This window comes from Gluconacetobacter sacchari (genome assembly GCF_014174255.1).
Lineage (GTDB): Bacteria > Pseudomonadota > Alphaproteobacteria > Acetobacterales > Acetobacteraceae > Gluconacetobacter > Gluconacetobacter sacchari.
The window spans coordinates 1-15973 of the sequence record NZ_JABEQJ010000038.1; the positions used below are offsets into that span (position 1 = coordinate 1).

At 67.0% G+C, this 15973-nt stretch carries 12 protein-coding genes, 1 tRNA gene and 2 pseudogenes; 6 read left to right on the top strand and 9 right to left on the bottom strand.

Annotated features, from left to right (window positions below; genetic code table 11):
* Positions 1-118 precede the first annotated feature (118 nt).
* From flgH to HLH48_RS19990, 4 genes are all read right to left on the bottom strand, one after another.
* Positions 119-841, bottom strand: a complete 723-nt coding sequence (gene flgH / locus HLH48_RS19975) for a flagellar basal body L-ring protein FlgH (RefSeq protein ID WP_182999238.1) — start codon at positions 839-841, stop codon at positions 119-121.
* 30 nt (positions 842-871) lie between these two features.
* Complete coding sequence (gene flgA / locus HLH48_RS19980) at positions 872-1891, bottom strand: flagellar basal body P-ring formation chaperone FlgA (RefSeq protein WP_246387588.1); 1020 nt, start codon at positions 1889-1891, stop codon at positions 872-874.
* A 1-nt stretch (position 1892) separates the two neighbouring features.
* A complete protein-coding gene (gene flgG, locus HLH48_RS19985) occupies positions 1893-2678 on the bottom strand; it encodes a flagellar basal-body rod protein FlgG (protein ID WP_182999269.1) in 786 nt (261 codons plus the stop codon).
* A gap of 201 nt (positions 2679-2879) precedes the next feature.
* Positions 2880-3773: a D-amino-acid transaminase gene (locus tag HLH48_RS19990; RefSeq protein WP_220795227.1), complete on the bottom strand. Its 894-nt coding sequence runs from the start codon at positions 3771-3773 to the stop codon at positions 2880-2882.
* Between the two features lie 127 nt (positions 3774-3900).
* On the opposite strand from HLH48_RS19990, the pseudogene HLH48_RS23390 reads away from it, so the two are divergent.
* A pseudogene (locus HLH48_RS23390) lies at positions 3901-4284 on the top strand (amidohydrolase family protein); the annotation flags it as partial.
* A 428-nt stretch (positions 4285-4712) separates the two neighbouring features.
* On the opposite strand, the pseudogene HLH48_RS20000 reads toward HLH48_RS23390, so the two are convergent.
* Together HLH48_RS20000 and HLH48_RS20005 are read right to left on the bottom strand one after the other, a co-directional pair.
* A pseudogene (locus HLH48_RS20000) lies at positions 4713-5788 on the bottom strand (IS5 family transposase).
* Between the two features lie 303 nt (positions 5789-6091).
* Positions 6092-6280, bottom strand: a complete 189-nt coding sequence (locus HLH48_RS20005; RefSeq protein WP_182999241.1) for a YqaE/Pmp3 family membrane protein — start codon at positions 6278-6280, stop codon at positions 6092-6094.
* A 288-nt stretch (positions 6281-6568) separates the two neighbouring features.
* Between HLH48_RS20005 and HLH48_RS20010 the strand changes: the two genes are divergently transcribed.
* The gene (locus tag HLH48_RS20010; RefSeq protein WP_182999242.1) at positions 6569-7093 is read left to right on the top strand and encodes a DUF2501 domain-containing protein; all 525 of its coding nucleotides are present in this window, start codon (positions 6569-6571) and stop codon (positions 7091-7093) included.
* Between the two features lie 29 nt (positions 7094-7122).
* On the opposite strand, the gene HLH48_RS20015 is transcribed toward HLH48_RS20010, so the two are convergent.
* Positions 7123-9438 carry a hypothetical protein gene (locus HLH48_RS20015; protein WP_182999243.1) on the bottom strand — a complete coding sequence of 772 codons (2316 nt, stop codon included), beginning with the start codon at positions 9436-9438 and terminating at the stop codon, positions 7123-7125.
* Positions 9435-10670 carry a DUF3142 domain-containing protein gene (locus HLH48_RS20020; RefSeq protein ID WP_182999244.1) on the bottom strand — a complete coding sequence of 412 codons (1236 nt, stop codon included), beginning with the start codon at positions 10668-10670 and terminating at the stop codon, positions 9435-9437. The genes HLH48_RS20015 and HLH48_RS20020 overlap by 4 nt, the downstream gene beginning before the upstream one ends.
* 243 nt (positions 10671-10913) lie before the next feature.
* Here HLH48_RS20020 and HLH48_RS20025 point away from each other — a divergent pair, with 243 nt between their 5' ends.
* On the top strand, positions 10914-11888 hold the full coding sequence (locus HLH48_RS20025; RefSeq protein ID WP_264812553.1) for a DMT family transporter: 975 nt from the start codon (positions 10914-10916) through the stop codon (positions 11886-11888).
* Between the two features lie 36 nt (positions 11889-11924).
* On the opposite strand, the gene HLH48_RS20030 is transcribed toward HLH48_RS20025, so the two are convergent.
* On the bottom strand, positions 11925-12374 hold the full coding sequence (locus tag HLH48_RS20030) for a MarR family winged helix-turn-helix transcriptional regulator (RefSeq protein ID WP_220795228.1): 450 nt from the start codon (positions 12372-12374) through the stop codon (positions 11925-11927).
* A 94-nt stretch (positions 12375-12468) separates the two neighbouring features.
* Here HLH48_RS20030 and HLH48_RS20035 point away from each other — a divergent pair, with 94 nt between their 5' ends.
* From HLH48_RS20035 to HLH48_RS20045, 3 genes are all read left to right on the top strand, one after another.
* Entirely contained in the window at positions 12469-13950 is a 1482-nt protein-coding gene (locus tag HLH48_RS20035) for an FAD-dependent oxidoreductase (protein WP_182999246.1), read from the top strand.
* A gap of 214 nt (positions 13951-14164) precedes the next feature.
* The gene (locus HLH48_RS20040) at positions 14165-15556 is read left to right on the top strand and encodes an NAD-dependent succinate-semialdehyde dehydrogenase (protein WP_182999247.1); all 1392 of its coding nucleotides are present in this window, start codon (positions 14165-14167) and stop codon (positions 15554-15556) included.
* A 103-nt stretch (positions 15557-15659) separates the two neighbouring features.
* A tRNA-Thr gene (locus HLH48_RS20045) sits at positions 15660-15735 on the top strand.
* Positions 15736-15973: the final 238 nt, after the last annotated feature.

Below are 15973 nucleotides of genomic sequence, written 5' to 3' on the forward strand. Positions count from 1 at the left end.
GGTCAGGCGGCAGAAGATATGGCTGGGATCGGTCAAACGGGATGAAACGGCTCATCCCAGCATACTATACCCTCGCCACTTCAAAGGGTACCCCAACCCGACAGGCTGCTAGAGCGGATCAGAAGGGCAGGACGCTATCGAGGATCTGCTGTCCGTAGCGCGGGGTCTGGAGCTTGCTCAACTGTCCGCGGCCGCCGTAGGAAATCCGTGCCTCGGCGATCTTGTCGTGGGTGATGATATTGTCTTCGGTGATGTCCTGCGGGCGGACGACGCCGCTGACCATCAACTGGCGCAATTCGCCGTTCACGCGGACTTCCTGGCGGGCGACGACGACGAAATTGCCGTTGGGCAGGACCTGGGTGATCGTGCCGGCCAGGGCGAGCGTGACGGATTCGTTGCGCGTGATCCTGCCGGCGGCCGTGTTGGCGCTGGCGCTGCTGGTGTCGAGTGCCGACGAACTGGACAAGGTCTTGCCCTGGGCACCGAAGAAGCTGGGAATGCCGAATGTCTGCGAGCCGCTGCCCGCGGCATTCGTGTTGTCGGTCAGGGCCGCGTTGTCGGCGATGTTGACGTTGATGGTGATCAGGTCTCCGACCTGCGACGCCCGCTGGTCCTTGAAGAAGGCCCGGCTGCCCGGGCGCCACAGGCTGCCGACTTCCGTCGGCGGCGGCTGAAGCGGCGGCATGGGCATGGTGACCGGGCGATAATCGGGGGTCTGCGTCGGGTCCGACGTCTTGGTCATGCGCGGCGGGTGACCGATTTCGCTGAGATCGGCTACGCCGGTGCAGCCGGACAGGCAGAGCAATCCGGCCAGGGCTACCCGGGGCAGGGGCTGTTTCATCGCGGGCAGGCTCCAGCGCATAGGCGGCGGCTATCGAAGGGAAAGGTCCGCGCGCGACCGGCCGCGCGCGGATGTCAGGCGCCGCAGCGCGTTCGAATCGGAGGGAACGGGGTTGCTGCCGGCCGCGACCTCGATTTCCGATGCGCTGATGACCCTGCCCGTCACGATCATGTTGCTCGACAGGTTGAGGATATGCACATACTGGCCGGCGCCGCCATCCTCCAGCGCGCGGCCGGTCGCCGTCAGGTGGACGCCCGGCGCGGTGAAGGTGATCACCGCCGGGTCGCCCTTGTGCATCAGCACGGTCCGTTGCAGGTCCTGGTCGAGGATCGGCGCGCCGGCGACCACACCGCGGGTCAGGGTCATGCCGTCGATGTCGGCTTCGTTGGTGAACGCCTTGGAGGTGATGTGTCCGGCATAGGAATCGTCCATCTGGGCATCCGAGGCCGAGAGTACGCTGCCGGCGGGAAGGGCATGCGCGTAGACGAGCAGGCGGCGGGTCGCGTGGATGACGCCCGTCAGCAGGAAGGAATCCCGCGTGATGTCGCCCGTGGGCTGGCCACGATAGGCCGTCGCGGAAAACCACCCGCTGCGCTGGTCCCATTTGATGTCGGACAGCACGATCGGCTTCTTGTCGTCGGGGGCGACGATGATCGGGTGGAAATCGCGGAGTTCGATGGAGACGGGGCCGTCTCCGAGATCGGGCAGGTTCTGCCGGACGAGCCCGGCAAAATAATCCTGGTCCAGCACGCGGCCGGCGCGGGTGATCGTCGCCGTGGCCGATGGCGATTGGTCGAGCCAGTCGACGCCATATTCGTCGGCGATGGCAAGCAGTTGCCTGCCGCCCACCTGGATGCTCGCGCCCGGGGCGGGGCCGGGGCCGAGGGGGCGATCCTGCCCAGGTTCCAGATCGGCGAAGAGGTCGGACAGCCTGACCGTGCCCGAGGCGATGACCGTGGCGCCGCGCAATGTCGCGGCATGCGCGTGCGCGGCGCCGCCGGCCGCGAGGCCGATCGCGAACATGCTCGCAATGGCCACGCGCATCGGCATGTTACCGCAGGTTCGTCAGCGTCTGCAGCATCTCGTCGGAGGCGGTGATGACCTTGCTGTTCATTTCATAGGCGCGCTGCGCCGTGATCAGGTCGGTGATTTCGGTGACCACGTTGACCGACGATTCCTCCACGAACCCCTGCCTGACCGTTCCATATCCCTCGCTCTCGGGCGTGCTGAGATTGGCGGTACCGGATGAGGTGGTTTCGGTGAACAGGTTCTGGCCCATCGCCGCCAGGCCGTTTTCGTTCTGGAAGGTCGCCAGCTGGATCTGGCCCGCGATCTGGGCCGTCGTCTGGCCGGACAGGGTGTACTGCACCTGGCCGGACTGGTCGATGGTGATGTTTTCGGCGTTGTTCGGCAGGGCGATGTTGGGCGACAGCGGGTAGCCGTCCGCCGAGACGATCGTGCCGTCCTGGGAGAGCGAGAAGGTGCCGTCGCGGGTATAGGCGTATTCGCCCGATGGCAGCGTCACCCGGAAATAGCCGCGTCCCTCGATGGCGAGGTCGAGGGAGTTGCCGGTCTGTTCCAGCGTGCCCTGTTCGTTGATGCGGTAGATGCCGGCGGTGCGGACGCCGAGCCCGACCTGCGCGCCGGCGGGAACGAGGTCGCCGGTGTCGGAACTCATGGTGCCGGCGCGGCGCAGATCCTGGTAGATCAGGTCCTGGAATTCGGCACGGCGGCGCTTGTAGCCCGTCGTGGTCATGTTGGCGATGTTGTTGGAGATCGTCTCGACATTCGTCGTCTGGGCCTGCATGCCCGTGTTGGCGATATCAAGCGAACGCATCATGGGATGAGAGTCCTCCGGGGCTGCCGCGCTGCACGGCCACCCACCCTGACCGATAGGGGTGACGGATGCAGGTCCACATTATTCGCACATGCCGTGGGCCGACCGATCGCATCCATCCCCGCATTGCCTTCGACACAGCTACGATCATGTCGCGCCCATGGCAAGGTCTTTCCCCCGTATACGATCGGTTAATTTTTTCTATCCGTGCCCGTCTTCCGCTGGCCAGGCTTCGGGAAGGTCCATCAGGTCGCGCATGTAGGCGGCGTACAGATCCTGGAAGACGGGACCCGGCTCGCGGTCGCCGATGGGGTGTCCGTCGATGGTGGCGACCGGGATCGCGATGGTCGATGCGCTGGTATAGAATGCTTCCGTCGCCGCCAGCGCCTCGGCGCGGGTGAAGGGCCGCTCGACGATGGTCAGGCCGCGTGCCCGCGCGATCTTGAGGATCGTCTGGCGGGTGATGCCCGGCAGGACCGCGGGCGACAGGTCGCGGGTTATCACGTCGCCGCCGGCGGTCACGATATAGGCGGTCGAAGACGCGCCTTCGGTGATCTGGTCGCCGCGCGTCATCCAAGCCTCGTGGGCGCCGGCCTGCGAGACGGCATGCTTGGCCATGACCTGGGCCAGCAGCGAGGTCGATTTGATGTCGCAGCGCGTCCAGCGCTGATCGGGAAGAGTGATGATCCTGGCGCCTGTCTTCGTCAGGGGGCTGTACTGGACGGGCTGGAATTGCGGGAACAGGACCACTGTCGGCGCCAGCCCGTCCGCGTAGGCGAACGCCCGTTCCGCGACGCCGCGCGTGACCTGGATATAGATCAGGCCGTTGCGCAGGCCGTTGCGCCGCATCAGTTCCTTTTCGATCGCGGTCCATTCGGGGGCGGCGAAGGGATTGGGGATGTCGATTTCAGCCAGCGAGCGGGCGAGGCGGGCCAGATGGGGCGTGTCGTCCACCAGGCGTCCCTCGATGACCGCCGTGACTTCGTAGACGCCGTCGCCGAAGAGAAATCCCCTGTCCATGACGGGAATGACCGCTTCGGCCAGCGGAACGAACTGTCCGCGTATGAATGCGATCCGGGTGTCTGTCGTCGTCACGATGCCTCCGCTGGCCGGTCCTGTGTCCGAGGGGCGCACCATAGAAGAGAAACGTGCATGCCGCTTATTCGGATATCGGCGTTGCCTATTCGGGCGGGTGATAGGCCTGGGCATATTCGGATAGGTCGCGGGTTGGACGGTGGCGGCGGTGAATGAGGGCGGTGTACACTGTATCGGATCGGACCACGCCTCGCATGCCCGCGACGCCGAGGAGCGCCCGTGGCCGCAGACCGTGGCCGGACTGACGGGCGTGCAGACGCCGGTGCCGGTCATGCTCGACCATGTCGGCGCCGGGCGGCTGTCGCTGGAGCGGATGGTGCAATTGATGTCCGCCGGGCCGGCCCGGATATGGATATACGGTGCCGTGGGCAAGGGGCGCATTGCCGTGGGCTATGATGCCGACTTCACGATCGCCGACCTGGCGCGGCGGCGGACGATCGAGGAAAGCTGGATTGCCAGCCCGTGCGGCTGGACGCCGTTCGCCGGCGGGCGCGCTCGTGTCGTTCCGCTAGCCGGCGGTCAGTGGGCGGCGGGGATCTCTTTCACGATCTCCCCCAGCCGGTCGAGGAAGAAGCGTGCCAGGCGCGAGAGGGAGCGGTTTTCCGACCAGATGGCGTGGGCCGCGACGGGAATGGCCGGTACGAACGGGCGGCTGGCCAGGCGGAAGCGGCCCGACGTCGCGGTCAGTGGATCGACGATGGCGATCCCGGCATTCGCCTCGGCCAGGACGCAGGCACCGGACTTCGGCGGAGAAATTGAATGCCGCTCCCTCGTGGTCGAAGGCGGTGCGCGTGGCCTCGCCCATCTGGAGAGATCGAAGAACCATTGATTGATGCGTCCGGCTTCTGATTTCAGAGTTGTGGCGTGTTGATTGATGGTTTCTGGGCCTGATTTTCGCACTGCGTCTGTCGCAGTGTGGAGGGAATTGGCTCTGGATTGCTACGCGGCGGCGTTCATCCTCTCGAGGAAGAGGAGGCGGCGCATGTCGTAGACGATATTTGCCGGCCCGATCCGCGTTGTGGCCTGGGTGATGCCGACGGTCCGGACGAACAGTCCCGTCTGCGATTTCTGATCGGCAAGACATGCTCGATGCGAGAGCGGATCACCGACTTCTTGGCGGTGGACCGATGGATATGCCGGGGCATGGGCTTGAGATGCGGCTTTTTCCTATGGACCTTCGAGACGAAGCCCTTCTTTTCCATGAAGGCTTCGTTGGCTTTCGAGCGGTAGGTCGTGTCGGCCCAGACGCTTGAGGCGGTATTGGTTTATCCAGCAGGCCCGCGCGCAGCCTGGCGCCATCACTGGCGGCGGCATCCGTCACTTTCCATTTTCGGATCAGCCGAAACTTCCGGTCGATGGCAATATGCGACTTGTAGCCAAAGAACGGGATGGTGAGATCCGTGGACGGGATCGTCCCGTCCTCCCGCCGTTTTGCCTTGGTAAACTTCAGCGTCCAGCGGGCGTGCCTGTCCTTATGCGACGCTTTGCCGGTTTGTCCTAGCAGTCTTGTGGGATCCGTCCTTCCCGAAGATCGGCTTTCTCCCCATTGGTATTGCGCTTTTTTGGAACTGCCACCAGTGTCGCATCCGGGATCCGGCCTGACATAGGCAGATAGCCGGCGTTCCGCAGGGTCGCGTCAAACCGGTCAAACAGCACGTAAATGGCGCCAGCCTGGGTCAGACGCTCACGAAACAGCCAGACCGTTTTGGCATCAGGCACGCGATCCGATAACGCAAGGCCGAGGAAGCGCATGAAGGACAGACGATCGTTGATCAGATACTCGTTCGTTCATCGGAGAGATTGTTCAGCGTTTGGAAGGCCAGAATTTTGAACATCAGCACCGGATCGAACGGGAGACGGCGGCCTTTGCTGCGATCGGAATAAGCCAGAGCCTTCTCCAGATCAGAATGGAATGCCTCAAAATCCACAGCCCGGGAAAACGCTTCGAACTGGTCACCAAGCCCGCTCAACCGTACCAGGCGCTCTTCAACATCAAAGAAACCCGGTTGCTTCATGAGCCATCCCCCAATTACCACACGAGGAATGGAATCACAGAGAGGGGGCCAAAATCAGGAGGTTTTTCGAACCTCTACCTATCAGTTTTATCGACCGACAATCACTCCGGTTTATAGGCGCCGCGTCATTTTCCCGCGGTGGAAAAGAGCGGCGAAGGGGTGGGCCGGCCACGGATAACCGGCAGCCGGCCGGACGTCGCCCTTTTCGTTTGGAAATCGTCCTGTCCGGAGCGGCGGAGATTCGATCCGGCGCTCCGGGAGAATGCGGGACAGGGAGCGTTGCGGGTTTGCCGGTGGGCGAGTTCAGCCGCGTAGGGTCTTTTTGATCTTCCGGTCGGTCTCGTATTGGCTGAGGGCGTAGACCGACCAGATGGCCGCGGGGATCCAGCCGATGATCGTGATCTGGAGCACCAGGCAGACGATGCCGGCGATGGGCCGGCCGATGGTGAAGAACTGGAGCCAGGGGAGAAGGAGCGCGAGGAGCAGGCGCATTTGGAAAACCTCTTTATTGGATTGTTAAGGGGATGGATCCTACACAATGCGGGTGCGGCCGTTAAGGGGCCGTCTGGCGGCCCGGCCACGACGACGCCCCGAAGACGCGCGCCGGGTTGGCGCCGGGATGACTTTGCCGGACGCCTCGTCAGTATTTTGTTTTGCGGCGATTGTTTCAGGACTGCATAGAACTGCCGGTGCATGGGGACGTTTCGTCTTCGTCTGTACGGCCCGATGTGACGGGATGTCGCGGGCTGTTGCTTATCCGAGTTGCTGAAAGGTTCGGTCATGTTGAAGGGTCGTTTTGTTGCTTTTGCTGTCTCCTGTGGCCTGGTGGTTTCCGGTGCCGCGCACGCGCAGAGCGCGGCGGCGCAACTGCCGGCTGGAACGACGCTGTCTACCCCGCCGGCGGGCAGCGTGCCCGTGGCGTCGCCGGCCGATCCGGCCTCCAACCCGGCTACGCGCGGCACGCAGATCGTCAAGGGCGTGACCGGGACGACGACGGCGGCGACGCCGGGCGTGTTGGGCGAGAACGGGTTGCCGTCGCTGGCGTCGGCCAATGCGGGGAATGTCGCCGGCTTGCTAAGCTATTGCATCCACAAGAAACTGGTTTACGGCACCACGTCGCGCAGCACCGCCCGCGCGCTGGCCAAGCGCGACGATGTGAAGAACGACCAGTTCTATTCGGTGGGTGGCCAGGGGCTGCTGGAGACCGGAACCAGCACGCCGTTCGATATCTCGACGCTCGACAGGTCGAAGCGTGTCGAACTGTGCAGCGACCTCGTCAAGAAGGGCCAGTCGCTGTCCAACTGAGGACGGGCCAGGAACGCCGGCTCGGGCTGCTACAGTCTCGCCATCACGTCGGCGAGCGGTGTGACCAGGTGGTGGTGCAGCCATCGGTGCAGGCGCGCGAAGGGCCGTGCATAGGGATCCATCGCGGCCGACCGGAAATCGGGCGCGGCGCAGTGCCGTCCGAAATCTTTCGCGAAGGGAACGGACGGGCCCTGGCGGACATAGCGGTGATAAAGCTCCGCCCGGGCGCCGGTGCCCCAGCCGGCGGCCTGGCACAGCACGGCGGCGAAAGCCTGGGAGCGCGGGGGCAGCAGGTCCGCCGCGTTTTCCGCCTGATCGACGGCGATCGCGCGGTAATGGAAGCGCCGGTAGGGCGTGGCCTCGCTGGCGGCGAAGCGGGCGCGTTCGCCCTCGGTCACCAGCGGGCCGGGCAGGGCGATCGCGGCGCGGGCCGCCCTGGTTGTGGGGAGTGGCGCCTGGCCGTCGGCGAGGGTGCGGCCCGCGCCCATGGCGAAGCCGCCGTCGAAGACCGCATAGTCCGGGTCCTGCTCGGTGCCCATGATGTCCATGCCGTGGGCGTGGGCAAGGTTGGCGGCGGTGAACCAGGCCTGGGCACGGCCGACGGCGGTCCAGCGGTGCGCGGCGTCGTGCAGCGCCTGGCCGTAGGTTCTGGCCCAGGCGCGGATCGGGGCACGCTGGTCGCGATCGTCGGGGAAATAGGGCAGGGCGTCCGCGACGCGGCCGGCGCGGACCAGGCGCCGGGCCAGGATCGACCGGATTTTGTCGGATTCGGCCGTGCGCGCGGCCGGGATATGGGTATCAACGTCGCGGCGCAATTCGTCGATCGTCAGGACGCGTTCGGCCAGGTAGGCGGCATCGAAGGCGATGCCGCCGTGGCTGTCCGCGTCGGCGGCGGCGTAGAGGCAGTCGAAGGCCGCGACATACTGGCCACGAGAGAGGGTCAGGACGCCCTGTTCGGCGCGGAGCCGGCTGATCTCCCGCGGTGCCAGCCCGTCTCCGATGGTGGGAAATCCCTTGACGGCTTCGGCGTATTGGCGTGCCGCGGCGGTGAGGTCGCCCTGCTGGATGGCCAGCTTGGCCAGGACCCAGTGCGACAGCGGGGTGGGCTGCATGGACGCGAATGTCCGGGCAAGGTCGGCGCGGCCGCCGCGATAGGCCAGGGCGGCCAGGCGGTCGGCATGGGCGATGCGCGCGACCCCGCGCGCGCGAATGGCATCGACCAGGGTGACGATGGCGGGATTGGGGCGGATGGTCCGGATTGCGGTGCAATAGGGGCAGCTATTGCCGGAAATGCCGCGCGCGGCATCGTAATAGCCCTGGCCGCCCCGGTCGGGGGCGGCGTAGACGGACGCTGTCCGGGGATCGTCATTGACGATGTCGCCGGTGCGGGCCAGCGCGTAGGCCACCAGGAGCTGCTGGCCGAGCGGATCGTCGATCAGGCGCCGGGCGCGCCGCGAGTCTTTCATCGCCCAGGAGGCGATGAGTTGCAGCGACGTGACGCCGCTGTTCGAGCCGCGTGCGGCCTGTTGGGCATAGAGCGCGATGGCCTGGTCGAGGTTCGCGGGGGCGATGCGATCGGCGCACGGGGCATCGGTCAGGAAGGCTTTCCAGCCGCAGGCGGTGCCGCCGTCCATCAGGTAGGACCTGGCCTGCTCGCCATAGCTGGCGACGGCCAGGGAGAGTGGATCGGGGGCGCCCTGCCGGGCGAGGGCGCGGGCCTGTGCGAAGGCGCGGGATGCGTCGTCGCGCGCCTTGCCGTCGCCGGAGGCGAACAGCCTGTCCAGGTCCAGGCGGCCGAGCATGGCGGCCGCCCAGACCGCCCGGTCCCGTCCCTGGCCGTCCGGCAGGTCCAGAACCGCCTGGAAGCGCCTGCGCGCGCGCTCGGCGGCGTCGGGGGCGCCGGTCCGGCGGGCGAGATCGGTATCGACCGCGGCGGCGGTGTAGAGGCGGATCGCGGCGGGCAGGCCGTCCGCACGGGCGTAGGCGGCATCGCCGTCGATCGCGTCGCGCATCGTCGCGACGCGGTTCTGTTGCAGGGGGGAGAGTGCCTCCATCCCGGGTTCCGGCGGGGTGGCATCGTCCTCCGGGGAGCGGAGGGGAGCGGGTGCCGACCGGGTCGCGCGGAGGGAATCGCCGGGGACGACGAGGTGGCTGGCCGCGTAGGCGAAGGAGGTGGGGGGCGTGGCCTTCAGCGTGCCTTCGCGGTCGTCGAGCAACTGGGTGGGAAAATCCATGCCGCAGGCGAGGACGATCGAGATGCCCGCGAGGCTGAACAGCGCGAAGGCGAGCCCGTGGCGCGGCAGGGCGTTGCGGATCGGCCGCGGCGGATCAGGTCTGTCGTTCATCTCTGTCGTTCATCGGTTTCGGCATAGGCTTTGACCGTTCCCCTGTCACACCGTACCCATCCGACGACGGATTGTCGCCCCGCCCGCAGCAATCCGGGCTGGTCGCGCCGCAGCCGCATGCCCCCGGCATCATAGTCCAGGATGTAGCCGTTCATGCCGTCGGCGGCCGCCGGGCAGGGGCTTTCGATCCGGATGGCCGGCGGGCCCGGGGCATCCGCGTTGCCGTCATTGGCGAGGAGGATATCGTAAGGGGACGTGGCCGAGGGCCGGTGCAAGCGGACCGACAGTGCGGCGCGCAGGGGCTGGCGGGTGACGACCGCGCGCCATGCCGGCAGGCTCCAGGCCCGTCGGTCGTCGGCTGTCGGCAGGCGGAACCATACCCAGCCGGCCAGCCCCCGTGGCGGGGCGTGGTCGATGCGTTTCATGAAGGCGGCGATGTCGGCGGGAGCGGCCACCAGTTCGCGGCCGCCGTCGGTGCCCATGAAACGGTCCAGTTCGCTCTCGACGCCCGCGATCCGTCCGTCTGTGCCCCATGTGACGCGGGCGCCGTAGGCGGGCAGCGCGACGTGCCAGGGGCCGTGGCGGCGCTGCGCGAAAAGCCGGACCCATTCGTGGGATCTTTCCGGATCGAACAGGCCGGATTGCGGGTTCTGGACCGCATGGATCTGCAGGACCGCGTCATCGGCCCGCGCCAGCACGTCGTTCAGCGCGGGAGAGGCCAGCCAGGCCGGCAGGACGGTGACGGAAACGGGCGTGCCCGGCCCCAGGCGGCCGCGCAGCAGCGCCAGGAACCGCGCATAGGCCCGCAGGCGGGCGGTCGCGCAATCATGGTCGATTTCGATGCCGGAAAGCGGAATGCCGCTTTGGCGCCATCGGGTCTTCAGATCGAGAATGCGGGTTGCCAGCAGGCCTTCGTCCCAATCGGCGAGTTGGCCCTCGACGCGGATCACGGCGATGACCGGCCGGCGCGATCGCGCGAGGAGAGCGGCGTCGGGGTGGGTGGCCGTCCAGGTGCCATGCCCGTCCAGCTCGGCCGCGAGGATGCGCCATGCATGGATCATGTCCTGGCTGGCGGTGAGCGCCGCGCCGACGGCGGGTGTCCATTGGCGTTGCCAGATATAGGCGTCGCTGGGCAGCCGGGTGGCGCGCCGCGTGGTGAGGGCCGCGTGGATGCCGATGAGGCAGAATAAAATGGCGACGAGGATGAAGGGTCTTCGGAGAAAATCGGTCATCGCGTTGCGTCAGGCCTGCCGACCATCCCGTTCCTTCCGGCTGCCGGACATGGCGTGAGGATAGCCCCGCGGCGTGGGGGACAGAAGCCGCTTTCGGGCGGTTTCCTCGATGGGGGGGGAGATCCGCTTTCCGCGCGGGTCGGGGCCGTTCATCGGCCTTCTTGCCGAACCGCCGCGAAACGGGCACGGCATTCCCTCTATCCGGCCCCCTGCATCCTTCCCGATTGTCCGAGAACAGACCCCGTGACCCATCCCGCTCCTGCTTCCTCGTCCCATGGCGGTGCCGATGCGCTGCGCGGTATCCTGCTGGCGTTCGGCGCCTTTGCCGCGTTCTCGTGCAGCGATGCCAGCGTCAAGCTGATCCGGGACGGGTTGCCGCCCTATGAATGCGCGTTTTTCGGCTCGCTCTCCGCGCTGGTGGTGTTTCCGTTCCTGCTCGGGGGGAAGGACCGGCTGACCGATGTGTTCGCGACCCGGAACCGCAGGCTGTGGATGGTCCGCTTCATCGCCTATCCGCTGGGGATCATCGGCAGTGTGACCGCGTTCAGCCATCTGTCGATGGCGGAGGCGTTTACGCTGATCTTTCTCCAGCCCTCGTTCGTGACGCTGATGTCGATCGTCTTCCTCCGGGAGCGGATCGGCCTGCCGCGCTGGGTGGCGATCGGACTGGGCTTCGTCGGCGTGCTGATCGTGCTGCGGCCCGGGCTGCGGCCCCTGTCGATCGGGCATCTGGGCGCCGTCGTCGCCGGGATGGCGGGGGCGGTCTCGGTCGTGACCTTTCGGGCGTCCGGCACCCATGAAAAGCAGATTTCGCTGTTCGGGGCCGGCATCCTGGGCGGCATCACCATTTGCGGGCTGGTCAGCATCCCGGGCTTTGCGCTGCCCACGCCGCATCAGGCCGGCCTGCTGGCCGGTTACGGGCTGCTGGCGGCCGTGGCGAACGTGCTGCTGATGCATGCCGCGTTCCATGCCCCGGCGGGGGCGATCGCGCCGACCCAGTACAGCCAGATGATCTGGGCGCTGGCGATCGGGCATCTGGTGTTCGGCGATTCGGCGGACATGGTGACATTGAGCGGAATCGGGCTGATCATCTGTTCCGGCCTGATCACGCTGGTTCGCGAGCAGGAAAAACATGTGCCCGGACCGCCGCCGATCGCGGTCAGCCGAGGGCATGCGGCGTCGATGCTGGTGAGCGAGGAGCAGGACGCCGCCCTCTGACCGCGCGGGGGCGCCAGCATCGGGGCGCCACCAGTATCAGCCGATCTCGGGAGGCAGGTTTGCCATCCCCTCGGCGAGCATGCCGACGAGGCGCACGAGCTGGTCGAAATCGCTCTCGCTCCAGTCCCGGAACAGGGAGACGGCCATGGCGGCGCGGGCGCGGTCCACGGCGTCCGTCGCGTTCCTGCCCTGCGGGGTGATCGTCGCCTCGCGCACCCGGCGGTCGGCCGCGCTGCCGTGGCGGGTCACCAGACCCAGTTCCGCCAGCCGCGCGATCTGCCGGCTGACCGTCGTGTGATCGCGGCCGACGCGGCCGGCGAGATCGACCACGCCGATCGGGCCCAGCCGCTCGACCAAAACCAGCAGCGGAAACAGCGCGCGCTCCAGCGTGAGGCCGGCGGCCTTCAGCATCGCCTCGTCCCGCTCCGGCCGGTTCATGACGCCGACGATCTCGATCAGCGACCGATGGAGCGCCGGAAGCTTCATACATATATGTGCATCATGCACATTTTTGGTTGACATTCCGGCGCCCTCCTTAATATGTGCAATATGCATATAATTCCCGGAGGAGGGAAGCGAAATGGATGTTTCACGGGAGACGGATATTCTAATCTGCGGCGCGGGGGCGGCCGGGCTGACGCTTGCGGTCGATCTGGCCCGCCGTGGGGTCTCGTTTCGCCTGATCGATCGGCTGGATGGTCCGTTCGCGGGGTCGCGCGGCAAGGGGATCCAGCCGCGTACCCAGGAAATATTCGAGGATCTGGGCGTGATCGACCGCCTGGCCGCGGAAGGGGGGCCATATCCGCCGCAGCGCGCGTATCGCGACGACGGCGCGCATGACGATACGCAGGGCATCGCGATGTCGCCGCCGACGGTGGACGAGCCCTATCGCGCGCCGTTGCTGGTACCGCAGTCGCGCACCGAAGCGGTCTTGCGCGACCGGCTGGCGGAATGGGGCCATCGGCCGGACTATGCCAGCCGGCTGACCGCGTTCGTCGATGATGGCGAGGGCGTGCGCGCCCATGTCACGGGCGCGGGCGGGGAGCAGGTCGTCCGCTGCCGTTACCTGATCGGCGCGGATGGCGGGCGGTCTTTCGTCCGGCATGCCCTGGAGGTCGGCTTTCCCGGCAAGACGCTCGGCATGCGCGCGATGGTTGCCGATATCGTGCTGGACGGCCTGGAACCGACGGTGTGGCACCGGTTTCACGAGGGTGACATGCAGCGGCAGATTTCGTTCTGTCCTTTGCCGCATTGCGATCTGTTCCAGCTTCAGGCGCCGATCCCGTTCGATGGCGCGGCCGATCTGTCCGTCGATGGCATCCAGGCCTTTATCGACGCCCGCCTGCCGCCGGGGGCGATCCGGGTGCGGGCGGTGCGCTGGGCGTCGGATTATGCGATGAATGCGCGCCTCGCCGATCATTATCGGGTCGGCCGGGTGTTTCTGGTGGGGGATGCCGCGCATATCCATCCGCCGACGGGCGGACAGGGGCTGAATACCAGCGTTCAGGATGCCTATAACCTGGGCTGGAAGCTGGGCGCGGTCCTGGCCGGCGCGCCGGCGGCATTGCTCGACACCTACGAGGAGGAACGCCGGCCGATCGCCGCCGGGATGCTGGGGCTGTCGACCCATCTGCTCGAACGGGCCCGGCAGGGCGAAATGCGCCGGGGGCGGGAGGTTCACCAGCTCGATCTCGGTTATCGCGGTTCGTCGCTCTCGCTGGATCGGGGCGGTGATCCTCATCGCCTGATGGCCGGCGATCGGATGCCCGACGCGGTGCTGCGCGGGGCGGGCGGGCAGGCGCGGCGGCTGTTCGACCTGATGGCCGGGCCGCATTGGACGCTGCTTCTGGGCGCGGGCGCCGCCCCCGTTGCCCCGCGTGACGGGGTGCGCGCCTGGCGTGTCGGGCTTGGGGGGGCATTGCCGGATGGGGGGGATCTATCGGGCCTGGAGGCTGGGGGGTGCGTGCTCGTGCGGCCTGACGGTTATGTCGGGGCGCGTCTGGCCGCGGGGGAGATGGGAGGGCTGGCGGCTTATCTCGCGGCGGTTTCCGTTCCTTTTTGACGAGGAGAACCAACGCCCCCTCTTTGGTCATTTCCTTCCGGGTCGATGGGCCGCCTGATCCCGCGGTGCCGGCGCCCGGGGGCCGTGGGATGACGGGGCGCGTGATGCATCCTGGTGACAGCGGAATTGCGGGGCGGCCTCTTGACGGGCGTGGGCCGGACGGCCGTTATCACACGCGTCGGGCCGGAAAAGGCCTGCTGCAAGGAAAACGACCATGGCGTACGCAACGACCAACCCCTATACCGGCGAAGTGCTGGCCACCTTTCCGGATGCCACGGATGACGAGGTGCGCCAGGCGATCGACGACGCCCATACGGCCTTTCTGGCCTGGCGCGACACGCCGTTTGCCACCCGCGCCGCCGTGATGACGAAGGCGGCCCGGATCCTGCGCGCCGAGACCGATGAATTCGCCCGCCTGCTGACGCTGGAGATGGGCAAGCTGTTCGCCGAGGCCAAGGCCGAGGTGGAATTGTCGGCGGCGATCTTCGATTACTATGCGGAACATGCCGAGCGCCTGCTGGCGCCGGAGCGGCTGCCGGTGTCCGACCCGCGTTCGGGCGAGGCGATGCTGGTGCATCAGCCGCTGGGCGTGCTGCTGGCGATCGAGCCGTGGAATTTCCCGTATTACCAGATCGCGCGGATCATCGCGCCGCAGCTTTCGGCCGGCAACACCGTGCTGCTGAAACATGCGTCGAACGTGCCGCAGAGTGCCGGGATCTTCCAGGTGCTGATGCAGCGCGCCGGGCTGCCGGACGGCGCGTTCCGCAACCTTTACCCCACGCGCGGGCAGGTCGAGATGATCCTGAACGATCCGCGCGTGTGCGGCGCCGCGCTGACCGGATCGGAAGGTGCCGGGGCGGTGATCGCGTCGCAGGCCGGCAAGGCATTGAAGAAGACGACCATGGAGCTGGGCGGTGCCGATGCCTTCGTGGTGCTGGAGGATGCGGACCTGGAGAAGACCGCGCGATGGGCGGTGTTCGGCCGGCACTGGAATGCCGGGCAGGTGTGCGTGTCGTCGAAGCGGGTGATCGTGGTCGATGCGGTCTATGACCGGTTCATGGAACTCTATACCGCCGGCGTCGCGGCGCTGAAGGCCGGCGACCCGATGGACCCGGATACCACGCTGGCGCCGCTGTCGTCGCAGGCGGCGGCCAAGGAGATTCGCGAGAACATCGCCAAGGCGGTGACCCATGGCGCGACGGCGACCGAGGTCGGCCCCCGGGTGCCGGAGACCGGCGCCTTCGTCCAGCCGACGATCCTGACCGGGATGACGGGCGACAACCCCGCGCGCCTGTGGGAGTTCTTCGGCCCGGTGTCGATGATCTTCCGCGCCCGCGACGAGGCCGACGCGATCCGCATCGCCAACGACACGCCGTACGGCCTGGGTGGGTCGGTCTTCACCCGGGACACCGCGCGCGGGGTCGAGGTGGCGAAGAAGATCCATACCGGCATGGTGTTCGTGAACCATCCGACGATGGTCAAGGCCGACCTGCCGTTCGGCGGCGTCGGGCGCTCCGGCTACGGCCGCGAACTGATCGGGCTCGGGATCAAGGAGTTCGTCAACCACAAGCTGATCGACGTCGTCGATATCGACGCGCCGTTCTGACGGCGTGACCGGGGCGCCGGCCGGTCCTGCCGGATCGGCCGGCGATCCTGCCCGGAAGGGGGCTTGCAATGCCCTTTCAGGCCCGTTATACGCTCGCCTCGTTGCCGGTGTAGCTCAGTTGGTAGAGCACGTCATTCGTAATGATGGGGTCGGGAGTTCGAATCTCTTCACCGGCACCACTCGGCCTTTCCTTCTGATCGTGGGCCGGGTGGTCTGGCAGGATAGTGCCGGTTCCGCCTCCGGGCCGGCGGGCCGTGTCGTCGCGCGGCGCTTCCGTTATCCAAATATTCCGGTTTTCCAGAGATGATCGCGTCATCGCCGGCCGGTCATGCGGTGGCCCGGCGGCTCTCGTCATGGCAGCAATATGCTGGATGACTATCGCGGGTCCGATTTTGATCTATAGTACGGCGGGTCATG

Coding starts and splice junctions, on each gene's coding strand:
- flgH (WP_182999238.1), bottom strand. CDS start 841: ATGAAACAGCCCCTGCCCCGGGTAGCCCTGGCCGGATTGCTCTGCCTG.
- flgA (WP_246387588.1), bottom strand. CDS start 1,891: ATGCCGATGCGCGTGGCCATTGCGAGCATGTTCGCGATCGGCCTCGCG.
- flgG (WP_182999269.1), bottom strand. CDS start 2,678: ATGCGTTCGCTTGATATCGCCAACACGGGCATGCAGGCCCAGACGACG.
- HLH48_RS20005 (WP_182999241.1), bottom strand. CDS start 6,280: ATGCGCCTGCTCCTCGCGCTCCTTCTCCCCTGGCTCCAGTTCTTCACC.
- HLH48_RS20010 (WP_182999242.1), top strand. CDS start 6,569: ATGTTGAAGGGTCGTTTTGTTGCTTTTGCTGTCTCCTGTGGCCTGGTG.
- HLH48_RS20015 (WP_182999243.1), bottom strand. CDS start 9,438: ATGAACGACAGACCTGATCCGCCGCGGCCGATCCGCAACGCCCTGCCG.
- HLH48_RS20020 (WP_182999244.1), bottom strand. CDS start 10,670: ATGACCGATTTTCTCCGAAGACCCTTCATCCTCGTCGCCATTTTATTC.
- HLH48_RS20030 (WP_220795228.1), bottom strand. CDS start 12,374: ATGAAGCTTCCGGCGCTCCATCGGTCGCTGATCGAGATCGTCGGCGTC.
- HLH48_RS20035 (WP_182999246.1), top strand. CDS start 12,469: ATGGATGTTTCACGGGAGACGGATATTCTAATCTGCGGCGCGGGGGCG.
- HLH48_RS20040 (WP_182999247.1), top strand. CDS start 14,165: ATGGCGTACGCAACGACCAACCCCTATACCGGCGAAGTGCTGGCCACC.